At 56.5% G+C, this 13,370-nt stretch carries 11 protein-coding genes; 4 read left to right on the top strand and 7 right to left on the bottom strand.

Annotated features, from left to right (window positions below):
- Nucleotides 1–2: 2 nt before the first annotated feature.
- The 6 genes from K0H80_RS00285 to K0H80_RS00260 form a co-directional block, all read right to left on the bottom strand.
- Nucleotides 3–2,852, bottom strand: coding sequence for a formate dehydrogenase subunit alpha (locus K0H80_RS00285; protein WP_220045179.1), 2,850 nt, complete (start codon nt 2,850–2,852; stop codon nt 3–5).
- A gap of 51 nt (nt 2,853–2,903) precedes the next feature.
- Nucleotides 2,904–3,104 carry a twin-arginine translocation pathway signal gene (locus K0H80_RS00280; protein ID WP_011863868.1) on the bottom strand — a complete coding sequence of 67 codons (201 nt, stop codon included), beginning with the start codon at nt 3,102–3,104 and terminating at the stop codon, nt 2,904–2,906.
- 167 nt (nt 3,105–3,271) lie between these two features.
- A complete protein-coding gene (locus tag K0H80_RS00275; protein ID WP_011863867.1) occupies nt 3,272–3,937 on the bottom strand; it encodes a TorD/DmsD family molecular chaperone in 666 nt (221 codons plus the stop codon).
- 10 nt (nt 3,938–3,947) lie between these two features.
- Nucleotides 3,948–5,618 carry a 4Fe-4S binding protein gene (locus K0H80_RS00270; protein WP_220073881.1) on the bottom strand — a complete coding sequence of 557 codons (1,671 nt, stop codon included), beginning with the start codon at nt 5,616–5,618 and terminating at the stop codon, nt 3,948–3,950.
- 187 nt (nt 5,619–5,805) lie between these two features.
- Nucleotides 5,806–6,396: a DUF3306 domain-containing protein gene (locus tag K0H80_RS00265; RefSeq protein WP_220072734.1), complete on the bottom strand. Its 591-nt coding sequence runs from the start codon at nt 6,394–6,396 to the stop codon at nt 5,806–5,808.
- The gene (locus K0H80_RS00260) at nt 6,396–6,866 is read right to left on the bottom strand and encodes a DUF3305 domain-containing protein (protein ID WP_144202355.1); all 471 of its coding nucleotides are present in this window, start codon (nt 6,864–6,866) and stop codon (nt 6,396–6,398) included. The genes K0H80_RS00265 and K0H80_RS00260 overlap by 1 nt, the downstream gene beginning before the upstream one ends.
- 294 nt (nt 6,867–7,160) lie before the next feature.
- On the opposite strand from K0H80_RS00260, the gene K0H80_RS00255 reads away from it, so the two are divergent.
- The 4 genes from K0H80_RS00255 to K0H80_RS00240 all read left to right on the top strand — a co-directional run bounded on the left by K0H80_RS00255 (nt 7,161) and on the right by K0H80_RS00240 (nt 11,647).
- The gene (locus K0H80_RS00255; RefSeq protein WP_011863863.1) at nt 7,161–8,006 is read left to right on the top strand and encodes a formate dehydrogenase accessory sulfurtransferase FdhD; all 846 of its coding nucleotides are present in this window, start codon (nt 7,161–7,163) and stop codon (nt 8,004–8,006) included.
- A gap of 23 nt (nt 8,007–8,029) precedes the next feature.
- Nucleotides 8,030–8,935, top strand: coding sequence for a substrate-binding domain-containing protein (locus K0H80_RS00250; RefSeq protein WP_220043831.1), 906 nt, complete (start codon nt 8,030–8,032; stop codon nt 8,933–8,935).
- A gap of 95 nt (nt 8,936–9,030) precedes the next feature.
- Nucleotides 9,031–10,920: a DUF294 nucleotidyltransferase-like domain-containing protein gene (locus K0H80_RS00245; RefSeq protein WP_220072733.1), complete on the top strand. Its 1,890-nt coding sequence runs from the start codon at nt 9,031–9,033 to the stop codon at nt 10,918–10,920.
- 7 nt (nt 10,921–10,927) lie between these two features.
- Nucleotides 10,928–11,647 (top strand): 3'-5' exonuclease, encoded by a 720-nt coding sequence (locus tag K0H80_RS00240; RefSeq protein WP_220072732.1) that lies wholly within the window; start codon nt 10,928–10,930, stop codon nt 11,645–11,647.
- 101 nt (nt 11,648–11,748) lie between these two features.
- On the opposite strand, the gene K0H80_RS00235 is transcribed toward K0H80_RS00240, so the two are convergent.
- A complete protein-coding gene (locus K0H80_RS00235) occupies nt 11,749–13,320 on the bottom strand; it encodes a BCCT family transporter (protein ID WP_220072731.1) in 1,572 nt (523 codons plus the stop codon).
- Between the last annotated feature and the right edge of the window lie 50 nt (nt 13,321–13,370).

Here is a 13,370-nt window from a genome sequence, read left to right as displayed (position 1 = left end):
CGTTAGGCTTTAGTGATCTGACACAAGCTAGACTTAGTCTCTTGCATCTGGGTCACCACGTCATAGCCATAGGTCAATACGGTGTTGGCCGACTCACCAATGATGTAAGGCACTGTACCTTCTGGGTAGCTCTTCTCCAGGCTCTCGCCTTCGAACATACCCGCGAAGTGGTACGGCATGAAACACTCACCTTCAATCACACGCGGTGTCACCATTGCCTGCACCTTGATCTTGGCGCCTTCTGGGCTGTGAACCCATACGACATCGCCATCACGTAGACCACGATCCGCCGCATCAGCAGGGTTGATTTCGATAAACATCTCTTGCTGAAGCTCTGCCAACCAAGGGTTAGAACGAGTCTCTTCACCACCGCCCTCGTACTCAACCAGACGACCAGAGGTCAAGGCGAGTGGGAACTCTTTGGCGAAGTCCTGATCCTGAATTGACTTGTACAGGGTAGGAAGACGCGCAACCATACGGTCATCGTAAGTTGGGTACTTAGACACAAGATCACGACGAGGCGTATACAGAGGCTCACGGTGAACCGGAATATCATCTGGGAAGTTCCAAACGATACAACGGGCCTTAGCGTTACCAAATGGGATACAACCGTGCTTGATGGCGACACGCTGGATACCACCAGAGATATCTGTCTTCCAGTTCTTACCTTCGGCAGCGGCTTTCTCTTCTGCGGTCAGGTCGTCCCACCAGCCAAGTTGCTTGAGCATCTTGTCGGTAAACTCTGGATAACCGTCCTTGATCTCACTGCCCTTAGAGTAAGAGCCTTCGGCCAGGATGTTGTTACCATCGTGCTCAACACCATAACGGGCACGGAAGTTACCACCACCGAAGCGGACTTCACGGTCGGTACGGTAGAGGATCTGGGTACCAGGGTGTTTCATCTCAGGAGTGCCCCAACATGGCCAAGGCAGACCATAGGTTTCGCCTTTAGCTGGACCACCCGGTGCTTCCAGGCTCTTGATGTCGAAGGTGCCCCAGTTTTCCTGGTGCATCTTGAGACGCTCAGGGCTCTGACCTGTGTAACCTATGGTCCACATACCCTTGTTGTATTCACGGACAATATCTTCGATCAACGGCTCGTCGCCATTCACCTGGATATGCTTACACAGTTCTTTCTCTATGCCCCACTTCTTCGCCAACTTGTACATGATGACGTGGTCAGGCTTAGATTCGAACAGCGGCTCGATCACCTGTGAACGCCACTGCAGTGAGCGGTTAGAGGCAGATACCGAACCATAGGTTTCGAACTGAGTCGCCGCCGGCAGCAGATAGACGCCATCTTTACGGGTATGCATCACACCCGCCATGGTTGGGAAAGGATCCACAACCACTACTGTGTCCATCTTGTTCAGTGCTTCACGCACCTCACGGCCACGGGTTTCTGTGTTAACCGACTGACCCCAGAAGAATGACATACGGATGTTGTCTTTCTGAGCGATCTTAGACTTGTCTTCCAGCACGCCGTCGTGCCAACGAGAACAAGGAATACCGGTAGAGGTCATAGGATCCTGACCCAGACGCTGTTCCTGGTCGAAGCGAGCCTTCACCCACTCATAGTCCAGATCCCATACGTTACACCAGTGCTTCCAAGAACCTGTCTTCAGGCCATAGTAACCAGGCAGGGTGTCGAACAGCAGACCGAAGTCGGTTGCGCCCTGTACGTTATCGTGACCACGGAAGATGTTAGTACCGCCACCAGAGACGCCCATGTTACCCAGGGCCAACTGCAGGATACAGTAAGCACGGGTGTTGGCATTACCTATGTGGTGCTGAGTACCACCCATACACCAGACTATGGTGCCAGGCTTAGTCTCGGCCAGTGTCTTGGCCACACGGTACATCTGCTCTTTCGGTACACCGACCACGTTTTCAACTTCTTCAGGGTTCCATTTAGCGGCAGCTTCGCGGATACGCTCCATGCCGTAGACACGCTGATCGATGAAGGTCTGGTCTTCCCACTTGTTTTCGAAGATATGCCACAGCAGACCGTAGATATAAGGAATATCGGTACCTGGGCGAATATGCACGTACTCGTCGGCCTTAGCCGCAGTACGGGTGAAACGAGGATCGACAACGATAATCTTCGCGCCGCGCTCTTTACCTTCCAGAATGTGTTGCATGGCAACCGGGTGAGCTTCTGAAGGGTTAGAACCGATAAACATCATCGCCTTGGCGTTGCGGATATCGTTGAACGAGTTGGTTTGCGCACCATAGCCCCAGGTGTTGGCAACACCGGCTACAGTGGTAGAGTGACAAATACGTGCCGAGTGGTCGACGTTGTTGGTGCCCCACATGGCAGCGAATTTACGGTAGAGGTAAGCCTGCTCGTTAGAGAACTTAGCACTACCCATGAAGAAGACTGAATCCGGGCCCGATTCCTTACGGATATCCAGCGCCTTCTGGCCCACTTCCTCGATAGCCTGATCCCAAGAGATACGCTTCCACTTACCGCCTTCGAGCTTCATGGGGTACTTGAGACGCTTCTCACCATGGCCGTGCTCACGCAGAGACGCACCCTTGGCACAGTGGCCACCGGCATTGAATGGATGGTCGAAAGCTGGCTCTTGGCCTGTCCACACACCATTTTGCACTTCGGCATAGATACCACAGCCCACTGAACAGTGAGAACAGATGGTACGCTTCACTTCGGTTGGCGCATCATGTGGCACTTCTTTCGCTTCGGCTTTGCGCATCATTCCAGCGCCAAGCATAGAGGCCGCGGCAATACCACCAGTAGCAAGACCTGCAGACTGAAGGAACTGACGACGACTTAGACCCAGGGCAGGCTTTTTAGCGACTTCTGCCTGGTCTGTTTTGCGGGTTAATCGCATCACACACTCTCCTAATGTTATTGAATTACTGCGTAATTACTCGTCCAAGGCTTACTTGGTACGTAAAGACGCGTAATAACTACGAATATGATCTGTCTCGTGGTAACCATCGCCGTGCGCTGCATCTTTTTGAGGTGCAGGCGTTGCCGCCGCGGCCTGGCCACTCACGGTTGCCACGGCACCCGCTGCACTGCCCAGGGCTAATGCTTTTAGCAATTGACGACGACCCATATCAGAAGCTTGCTTCTTCATAGTGTCTCCTTGATGTTGACTCAATTTAGGCTCTAGTCTCATCATCTCGGTCGATTAGGCTTTGCAGACAAGTCGACACTAAGACCAGAACCCGACGCTTGGTGAGGGTTGCCCCTCGGTTTCAATATGTCGGCGCGTTGGCGCCGACCACTAAGCTAAACCACAACCTAGGACGCGAGTTCGCTGGCTGTCGGTTCAATCTTCTCCGCTTCGCTGCCAGGGCAGTTCACCGGAATATCTAACTTAAGTTGCTCAAATTCGTTGGCTTCGATAACGAAAAACGCCTTGGCTAGCTGGGCCACGGTGGCATAGAAGGCCGCGCTCGGCGCCCGTCCCAGGTGGTCACAGAAGCGCTCGATCCAGCTGCCGATGTGGCGTTGGTAAAACGCCAACTGGCGGAAGCCAGGCGCCTCGAGGATCAGGGTGCCCATCACCTCACACAGGGCGGCCACATGATCTTCCGGCTCCTTCACCTCTTCGCTGCGCTCAAACCCCAGCTGAGCCAGATCCTGTCTGAGCAGGGCCAGCGGCTTGTCCATCAGCGAGCCCGTCATGAACCAGCTGCCATAGGGCAAGATCTCACCGCTACCCACGCCGAGGAAGATGTTGAAGTACTCATCTTCCAGCTGCTCAGGGGTAAACTGCTCCGCCGCCAATTTCAGCGCCAACCAGGCCTTGGTCATGTCGCTGTCATCGTCGGCATCTATCTCCAGGGTGGAAAGGAACTGCAATAGTTCAGCACTTGGCTGCTTGCGTAAAAGCGCCGCCAAAAGCTGGTAGATATCGGCTCTCAACTGATCGTTTTCTGAAACTTCTCTTACTAATTCGGTCATGGCTAAACTCTTATCGCAGTTGCTTTTCAGGATCTTGAAGTATGTCTTCAAACATGTCTTTTACCCGGCAGTCGCTACACATCTTCAGACGCTCGGTATTGGCACTGAAGGCACTGTGTCCGCCGACTACATCCAGCATCCGTTGCACCATGGATTGGGTGGCGAATGGGGTACCACAACGAATACATTCGAACGGGGCCTCCTCATTCAGGGTTTGACGGCTCTGACGAGCTGTCGCATCGAAATTAATCTGTGGTGTCAGGCTGATCACCTTCTCCGGACAGGCCGACTCACACAGGCCGCACTGCACACAGGCTTGCTCGACAAAATAGAGCGCCGGCTTCTCGCCGCCGTCGGTCAGCGCCTGAGTCGGACAGGTCGACACACAGGAGAGACACAGGGTGCAGTTATCGGTATTAACACTCACCTTGCCGTAAGGAATATTGCTCTTGCTCAGGCAGGCATCGGTAGAGGCCGCCTGGCTGTTGAGGTGATCGATCGCCGCGTAGAGGGTCTCACGCTTGGTAGTGGCGGCAAATTCGCCCGGCACTATCATGGGCCAGCTGGCACTCGGCTCGATCAATGTGGCCAGGTCGGCAATCTGACTGGCCTCAATCACGCTGACGCGCTGTGGCTGACCCATCTCGTCGAGGATCTCGTTGGCCAGCTTGAGCTCGCCGTTGAGCATCTGGGTCAGGGTTGGCGCCGTGGCCTCTGTGTTGAGCACCAAGATCTGACGCGCGCCCCAGGCCAGGGCCGCCATCCAATGATCCATGCTGGCGACCGTGATCTCCTCCAGCTCCACCGGCAAGATGGCACCGGGTAGCTCATCGCCGATCAGCGTGGCACCCAGGCTGGCATCGTGGAACAGGATCACAGGCGCGGTCTGCGCCGCACTGCGAAAACGTGTCACCAACTTGTTCAGGTAGGAGTGCAGCGCCTGTGGCGTCGGCAGGTCATAGCTGATGGCGCCGGTCGGACAGGCATTAGTACAGCTGCCCGCTCCGTGGCAGAGGTAAGGGTCGATCTCTATCTTATGGTTCACGCTGGCGATGGCATCGGCGGGACAGAAGTTGAGGCAGCGGTTACAACCATCGATGCCGTTTCTGTGGTGGGCACAGATATCGCTGTTTACCTTGACGTAGCGCGGCTTGTCGAACTCGCCGATCAGCTCGGGCAGCTGGGCGATGGCATCCATCAACTTGGCCTCATCCTGCCCCACGTAGAAGTAACCCGGCGGCAGCATCTCGAGGTTAATGCATGGCGCTTGGCTAAGGTCGAGGATAAGATCGAAATGGGCCTTGCGAATGGCCACCAGGCTGAGATCGGCAGTGCCATTGTCATGCTCAACCTTGACCTGGAATTGACCCAGGAAGCCTTTGATTTCGATGAGCTTGTTGTAATAACTCTCGACATCTTCGGCGGCGTTCATCACCTTCTCCAGGTGGTCTTCATCCTGACTGGTGATCGACTCGTTGGCCAGAATGGCGCGCTGACCCATGTTGGCCAGCTTGTCGGCCGCCAGGCGTGCCAAGTCTTCCGGGCCAATGATCAACACATTGCCCTCTGTGGTGTAACTCACTGTGGGTGGGATCAGGTTTTGCAGAATTTGTGTCTGTCCCAACACTTGCTGGCGCACCTGTTTCAGGTGGGCCAAATTGTCGCTCGTCTCTAAATGCATGCTCACATTGCGTTCCTAAGCAGTATTTGGCTGCTGTATCAGCCGGGTGGCTGTTGTGCTCTAACGGCATGCGCTTGTTGCGCCAGCTTCACCCTGAGTTCAACGATTATCTAACTCGTTGTTAATTGTCGTTAATACAGCAATTCACGTACCAAATTTATGGATTTAAAAGCACTCTAAACTTACCTTAAACAACAGGAGGCTTGGTTGAGGCCTGTATTTCTGGTTCATTTTGGGACACCTCGCCGGATGCCCTGTCCAAATTGTCCTCGACCTGCGCCGCAGCATTTTCCTGCTGTGCCAGCTGGGTTTCCGCAGTCTCGGCAGCCGCCTCGACCGCCTCGTCATCCTTGGTCAGATGCCTGAAGACCTTCTTGGCTAACTCGGCCGATACCTCGGCGGTCAGCTTGGGCTGATCTGTATAGTCCAGGGCATATTCCAGCAGGCCATCGATCTCGTGATAGTGTGGCTGCTTCCACAACGCCCTCAGGGCCGCCGTCTTGGCATCAGGATCGACATTGTCGGCCATGAAGCTGGCGAAGCTGCCGCCCACCTCTATCTTCTCGGGATCCGGCAGGTCCTCGGCGGTCAGTATCTTCTTCTCTTCGGGAGCGACTTGGTCGCTAGCTTCGACACCGTCCGCGCCTTCGGCCTCAACCGATGGCTCGACCGGCGTTTCCTGGGCCTGTTCGGCCAGACGCGCCGCCTCTTCCTCGGCCTGCACCTGTTGGCGACGCTGGGTCCAGCGTGCGAAGAGTCCGCTTGGCTTATCACTCATCAGGACACTAGCCCCCTATCCGGATTGGTGCTCGGTCCCTCGTTCTTACGACGATTGACATGCTTACGCCTATGGGCGCAGATCTCCACCTCGCCGTGACGGGTAATGAAGGCCTCTATCCAGCAGGCGATCGCCTTAGGCATGGGGAAGTTCAGCACTGGGGTGTCACCCTCCAGGCAACCGGCTGCGACATTTTGGTCGGCCGAGATATAGGCGGGCACCCAGGTGCCATCTTCCAGCTCGTCGCACACCACGTAGAGCATGGCATTGTCCATATCCAGGTTAATGCGATAGCTGCCGCGCTCATCTTTGTAGAGTTCAAGCATCACTATGTGGGCCCCGGCAGGCGCGGGCTGGGTGGCGGGAACTATCTGATCTAATTCCCAACTTTCAGCGGTCCAGCGCCCCATCTGTTTCTCCACCTTTTTCAGTGAGACATACATGGGCCATTGACTTTCGGTATGTTGCATTGCGTCTCCGTTTTGCCTAGCAGGCCGGCGTATTGCTGATTCGCCGGGCATTGGGTTAGCGATAGACCTAACGAAGCAATTTACATGCCATCGCTAGAAGGGGAATAGTTTGAACTGGATCATCAAATCCCTAACAAGCGTAGGACAATTTGTCCTAAAAGCCATTTTGGCCGGGACAGAAAAGGGCGACATCGCACAAAGTCGACGCCTGGATCACGCATTTACACTCGAAATCCTTGCGTAGGAACGATACTTGCTATGCTCAATGCGCCCCAATGCAACAAGACGAGAGCAATGACAAGTTTCAAACACCCCACACTGGTCAAGACCCAAGCCGATGCCCCGCTCACCATGGCGGTGAAAGCCATCAACGAGCAGGGCGAAGTAGTCGACAAATATATCGCCTGCGAGCGCCCCCTCACCCTCTACCTGAACTGGCGCCCCATAGTGACTCTGATGACACTGGGTGCCCGTCCCGAAGCGCTGGCACTGGGCTATTTGAAGAACCAGGGCTTCATCAGCGACGTCCATCAGCTCGAGTCTGTGATTGTGGATTGGGAGGTTAACTCGGCGGCGGTGATCACCAAGGAGTCGACGGCGCACCTGGAAGAGAAACTGGCGGAGAAGACAGTCACCACAGGTTGCGGCCAGGGCACCGTCTATGGCGGCTTCATGGATGGCGTCGAGGATATTCGCCTGCCCACGCCGCAGCTGAAACAGAGCATGCTCTACAGCCTGCTCAATAACATCAGCGCCTACAACGAGACCTATAAGAATGCCGGTGCAGTGCATGGCTGTGGCCTGTGCGAGGGCGATCAGATCATCGGTTTCGTCGAAGATGTCGGCCGTCACAACGCGGTCGACACCCTCGCCGGCGAGATGTGGCTCAAGCAACAGGGCGGCGGCAACAAGCTGTTCTACACCACAGGGCGTCTCACCTCGGAGATGGTGATCAAGGTGGCCAAGATGGGCATCCCCGTCCTGCTTTCGCGCAGCGGTGCCACCCAGATGGGGCTGGAACTGGCCCAGAAGCTAGGGATCACCATGATCGCCCGCGCCAAGGGGCGCCACTTCCTCATCTATCATGGTGCGGAAAATATCGAATTTGATGCCACACCGCCGAAGCGTAACCTAGGTTAACGGCGAAGGTTAAAGGATTATCCATGACTGAACCCAGCGAACTCGTCTACATGAGCGCCAAACAGGTCGCCGAATATCTCGACCTGAACGAGAAGAAGGTCTACTCCATGGCCAATGACCGCATTTTGCCCGCCACCAAGGTGACGGGTAAATGGTTGTTTCCCAAGATTTTGATCGACCGTTGGGTCATGGACTCCTGCCATAGCGGCATGCTGTCGGATCGCATGCATATCACGGGAAGCGACGATCCCCTGCTCTCCATGTTGGTGGCCCGCCTCATGTCTAAGATAGGCAAGAGCGATCTCATCAGCTACAGCTCAACCGGCTCCCGCATGGGGCTGGATCTCCTGTCGCGCGGCTATGCCGACGTCTGTACCCTGCACTGGGGCAACGTGGAGGAGCGCAACATACGTCACCCCGCCCTGCTCAAGGGCTACCCCAACCACCAGCAGTGGGTGATGGTGCACGGCTACACCCGTCAGCAGGGGCTAATGATGCGCAGCGAGATGCACCACAGATGCCAGGAAGAGGAGAAAGTGATCGGCCTGCCCTGGCGCTGGGTCGGCCGCCAAGCTGGCGCAGGTAGTCAGCAACATCTGGAACACTGGCTGATCAAGCAAGGTGCCAGCATAGAGCAGCTCAATCCGCAGATCACCGCCTATAGCGAGCGTGAACTGGCGGGCTTCATCGCCCGTAACGAGGCCGACATCGGCTTCGGCTGTCAATCGGTGGCGCTGGAGAGCGGCCTAAGCTTCGTGCCTCTGGTGACCGAATCCTTCGATTTCGTGATGCCCCAAGGGATCTACTTCCGTCGTCAGCTCCAGGCCCTGTTCGAGATGCTCGGCAGCACCCAGACCCGCCAACTGGCGGCTCAGCTGGGCGGTTATGATCTCAGCCAGTGCGGCCAGATGTTGTGGACGGCCCACTAAGCTAAGGGATCTTTTTAGGCCAGGCGCCACACATAGCCTGGTCTATGGGGTAGTATGTTAGCCATGACAGGAGAAAATCAGCCACAGGCAGATCTATGGAAGCAGAGTTAAACGAGATCCAAAACTTCTTAAGCCAATATCCCCCGTTTAACGCCCTGCCCGACGAGGTGGTCGCCATGGTGAGCCACCATGTTGAGATCGCCTACTACCGCCAAGACACCCCCATCATCCACTTCGGCGATCAGATCCATGACCTCTACATGGTGCGCAGCGGCGTGGTGGAGGTGTACCGCCGCAAGGGCGAACTCTATAACCGCCTGGACAGCGGCGATCTCTTCGGCCAGATGGGCCTGCTCACCAACAACAAGGTACGTTTCCCCGTCAAGGCGATCGAGGATACCCTGGTCTATTGCATCCCAGAGGCGATCTTCCAGCAGCTCTACGATCAATACGACACCTTCGCCGACTTCGTCGAGGTAGAGGACAGCGCCCGCCTACGCCAGACAGTATCTAACACCAGCGAACAGAACGACCTGACCACCTCTAAGGTGAAGACCCTACTCACCCGCGATGCCCCTGTGATCCACAAGGGCGAAAGCATACAGCAAGCCGCCATCATAATGGCCCAGGAGAATGTCTCTGCCCTCCTGGTGATCGACCCAGATTCCCTGGAGGATGAGGACGGCGACACCAGCCCGCTACTGGGGATCATCACAGACAGGGATCTCTGCACCCGAGTCGTGGCCGAGGGGATAGACCCGGCCACCGAGCTGGCCGGCGTGGTGAGCACAGAGGTGATCACCCTAGATCATAACGCCTATGTCTATGAGGCCATGCTCACCATGCTGCGCTACAACGTGCATCATCTGCCTGTGTGCAAGGGACGCAAACCCATAGGCATCATCGAAGCTACGGATATCGTCAGATACGAGTCGCAAAACTCCCTGCTACTAGTCAGCAGCATCTTCCAGCAACAGAGTCTGGAGGAGCTGGCCACCCTCGCCACCCAGGTCAAAGACAGCTTCGTGCGACTGGTGAACGAAGACGCCAACTCCCACATGGTGGGCAGCGCCATGTCGGTGATCGGCCGCAGCTTCAAACAGCGGATACTCGAGCTGGCCGAAGAGAAACTCGGTCCACCGCCCATCCCCTACTGCTTCCTGGCGCTGGGCTCCATGGGTCGCGACGAGCAGCTGATCGTCACCGATCAGGACAACGCCATCATACTCGACGACGACTTCGACAAGGCGAAGCACGACGACTACTTCAGCCAGCTGGCCAACTTCGTCTGCGACGGGCTAGATAGCTGCGGTTACAGTTACTGCACCGGAGATATCATGGCCACCAACCCCATGTGGCGCATGACGCGAAAAGAGTGGGAGGCCTGTTTCGCCGACTGGATAGACGATCCAAACCCTAAGGCGCTACTGAATGCCTCCATCTTCTTCGATCTCGACGGCGTCTATGGCCGCCTCAAGTGGGCCGAGCAGCTCAACGGCTTCATCGTGCGCCGGGCACGCAAGAACAACCGCTTCCTGGCCTGCCTCGCCCGCAACGCCTTGAATCGCACCCCGCCGCTGGGTTTCTTCAAAGATTTCGTGATGGAGAAAGATGGTCGCCACAACAACTCCATCAACCTCAAGCGCCGGGGCACGGCGCCGCTGGCGGATCTCATCCGGGTACACGCCCTGGCGGTGGGTTCACGCGCCCGCAACTCCTTCGAGCGCCTGGACGACATCATAGACGCCAACATCTTGCCCAAGGGGCGCGGCGAGGATCTGCGAGACGCCATGGAGTTCATCTCCATGGTCCGCATCCGCCATCAGGCCTTAGACGTGGAGCAGGGAATCGATCCCGACAACAACATAGAGCCAGAGCACCTGTCGGATTTCGAACGCCGCAACCTCAAAGATGCGTTTCAGATCTTGAGTAACGCCCAGAACTTCCTCAAGTTCCGTTACAACGCCAGCAACCAGTTTAAGTGAGCCTAAGATGCTGAAGAAGCTATTATCACCACCTAGCATCGACTGGCCGGGTAAGTTTGAGCAGCGGCTCAAGACCACGGAACATCAGGGGTTACGCCAGTATTATCTGGGCGGCCTGCCGGATCCCGACACGCCACTAGCAGAGGTCGAGCTGCTGGCGATGGACTTCGAGACCACGGGCCTGAACGTCGATAAGGATGATATCGTCAGCATAGGCACTGTGCCCTTTACACTTCGGCGCATCTTTCTCAACCGTGCCCAGCACTGGACTGTCAGACCCAGAGAACAGCTGGCCGAGGAGTCGGTGATCATCCACGGCATCACCCACAGCGACATACTGGACGCGCCGGATCTCTCCGCCATCTTCGAACAGGTGCTGGAGCAGATGGCGGGCAAGATCATGGTGGTGCACTATCAGGCGATTGAAAGGCTGTTCCTGGAGCGGGCGCTGATCCGCCGCATCCATCAGGGGATAGAGTTCCCCCTGATAGATACTATGGCACTGGAATCTGAGATACAGAAGCGCCAGCATGGCGGCCTGCTACAGCGCCTCAAGGGCGACAAGCCGGGCTCGGTGCGATTGGGTCAGAGCCGCTCGAGATACGGCCTGCCCAGCTATCCGCCCCACAACGCCCTGACCGACGCCATCGCCACCGCCGAGCTGCTGCAGGCACAGATAGCCCATCACTTCGACCCAAAGCGCCCCATCAAAGAGTTCTGGTGCTAGCGCTTGTATAAGTTCTGATGTTAGCGCTCGCATTGGATCTGTCATAGGCGCTGGCAATAAAAAAGGAGGCCAACGGCCTCCTTTTTTTCACTCAATCCGCGTTAGAAGCGCTCGGTGCGCATCCCCTTCAGCAGGCTGACACACATCAGCAGCAGTATCACGGTAAAGGGCAGCGCGGTCGAGATGGCGCCGGCCTGCAGGGCCTGAATCGCCTCTGTACCACCGATCCACAGCAGCGCCATGGCAATTGCACCCTCGAGCAGCGCCCAGAACACCCTCTGTGGCACAGGCGCGTCTATCTTACCGCCGGCGGTGATGCTATCGATCACCAGAGAACCCGAGTCCGACGAGGTGATAAAGAACACCAATACCAAGATCACGGCGATGATAGAGAGCAGAGTGCCGAACGGCAGCACATCGAACATCTCAAACATGGCCAGCGGCACGTCGGTCAGGCCCTTGGCCCCCAGCTCACCCACCTTGTTGACCACCTGATCGATCGCCATGCCACCAAATACCGACATCCAGATCAGCGTCACGCCGGTCGGCACCAGCAGCACGGCGGTGATGAACTCACGCACGGTACGCCCCTTAGAGACCCTGGCGATAAACATGCCCACGAAAGGCGACCAAGAGATCCACCAGGCCCAGTAGAATACTGTCCAGCCCTGGAACCAGGCCTCATCGGTACGCCCGTGTGGATTACTAAGCGGAATAATGTTCTCCACATAGGCCATCAGGGTGGTAGGAATGCTGCCCAGGCTGACGGCATAGCCGATCATGGCCACCAGGATCAGCAGCGCAAAGGCGACTATCATATTGATATTACTGATCACCTTAACGCCGCCGTCGATCCCGCGCACCACTGAGACTACGGCCAACAGGGTCACGGCGACGATAACTATCATCTGCAGCCCAAGGCCGGCATCTATGCCAAACACATGGTGGATACCGCTGGCGGCCTGTTGGGCACCTAGGCCTAGCGAGGTCGCCAAACCAAACAGGGTGGCCAGCACGGCCAAGATATCGACAATATGTCCCGCCCAGCCCCAGGCTCTGTCACCCAGCAGGGGGTAGAAGATGGAGCGGATAGAGAGGGGCATCCCCTTGTTATAGGTGAAGAAAGCCAACGACAGGGCGACCACACCATAGATGGCCCAGGGATGCAGGCCCCAGTGGAACATGGTGGCCCCCAGCGCCAACTTGGCCGCCTCCGGCGTGTTGGGCTCGACCCCGAGCGGCGTCTCATACCAACCGGTAAAGTAGGCCACGGGCTCGGCCACACTCCAGAACATCAGGCCTATCCCCATACCGGCGGCAAATAACATGGATAACCAGGAGAGGAAGGAGTAGTCCGCGGTGGCTTCGTTACCGCCGAGACGTATCTTGCCATAGGGCGAGAGGATCAGGCCCAGGCAGAAGATCACGAAAATATTCCCCGACCAGATAAACAGCCAGTCGAAGGCGCCGATAATCTTCCACTTGATGCCATCGAGCACAGACTTGGCCGTCTCGGCATCGGTCAACAGGGTCGCCAGCAGGAAGGCGGCAATTAGCCCGGCACTCACCCCAAACACGGGGTTGTGTACATCGAACCCCCACTTCTGCACATTGTCCTGGCCGATCGTATAGTCGGTGCTTTCAATGCTGTATTTATCAATACCTTTCGTCATCGATTCTCTCCGTTAAGACCTCAAAGAATCGCCACCAGGCCATCATTTAG

It is taken from the genome of Shewanella aegiceratis (assembly GCF_019457495.1).
Classification (GTDB): domain Bacteria; phylum Pseudomonadota; class Gammaproteobacteria; order Enterobacterales; family Shewanellaceae; genus Shewanella; species Shewanella loihica.
The sequence above is the reverse complement of the archived record's forward strand: the minus strand, read 5'-3'. Positions and strand labels throughout refer to the sequence as shown.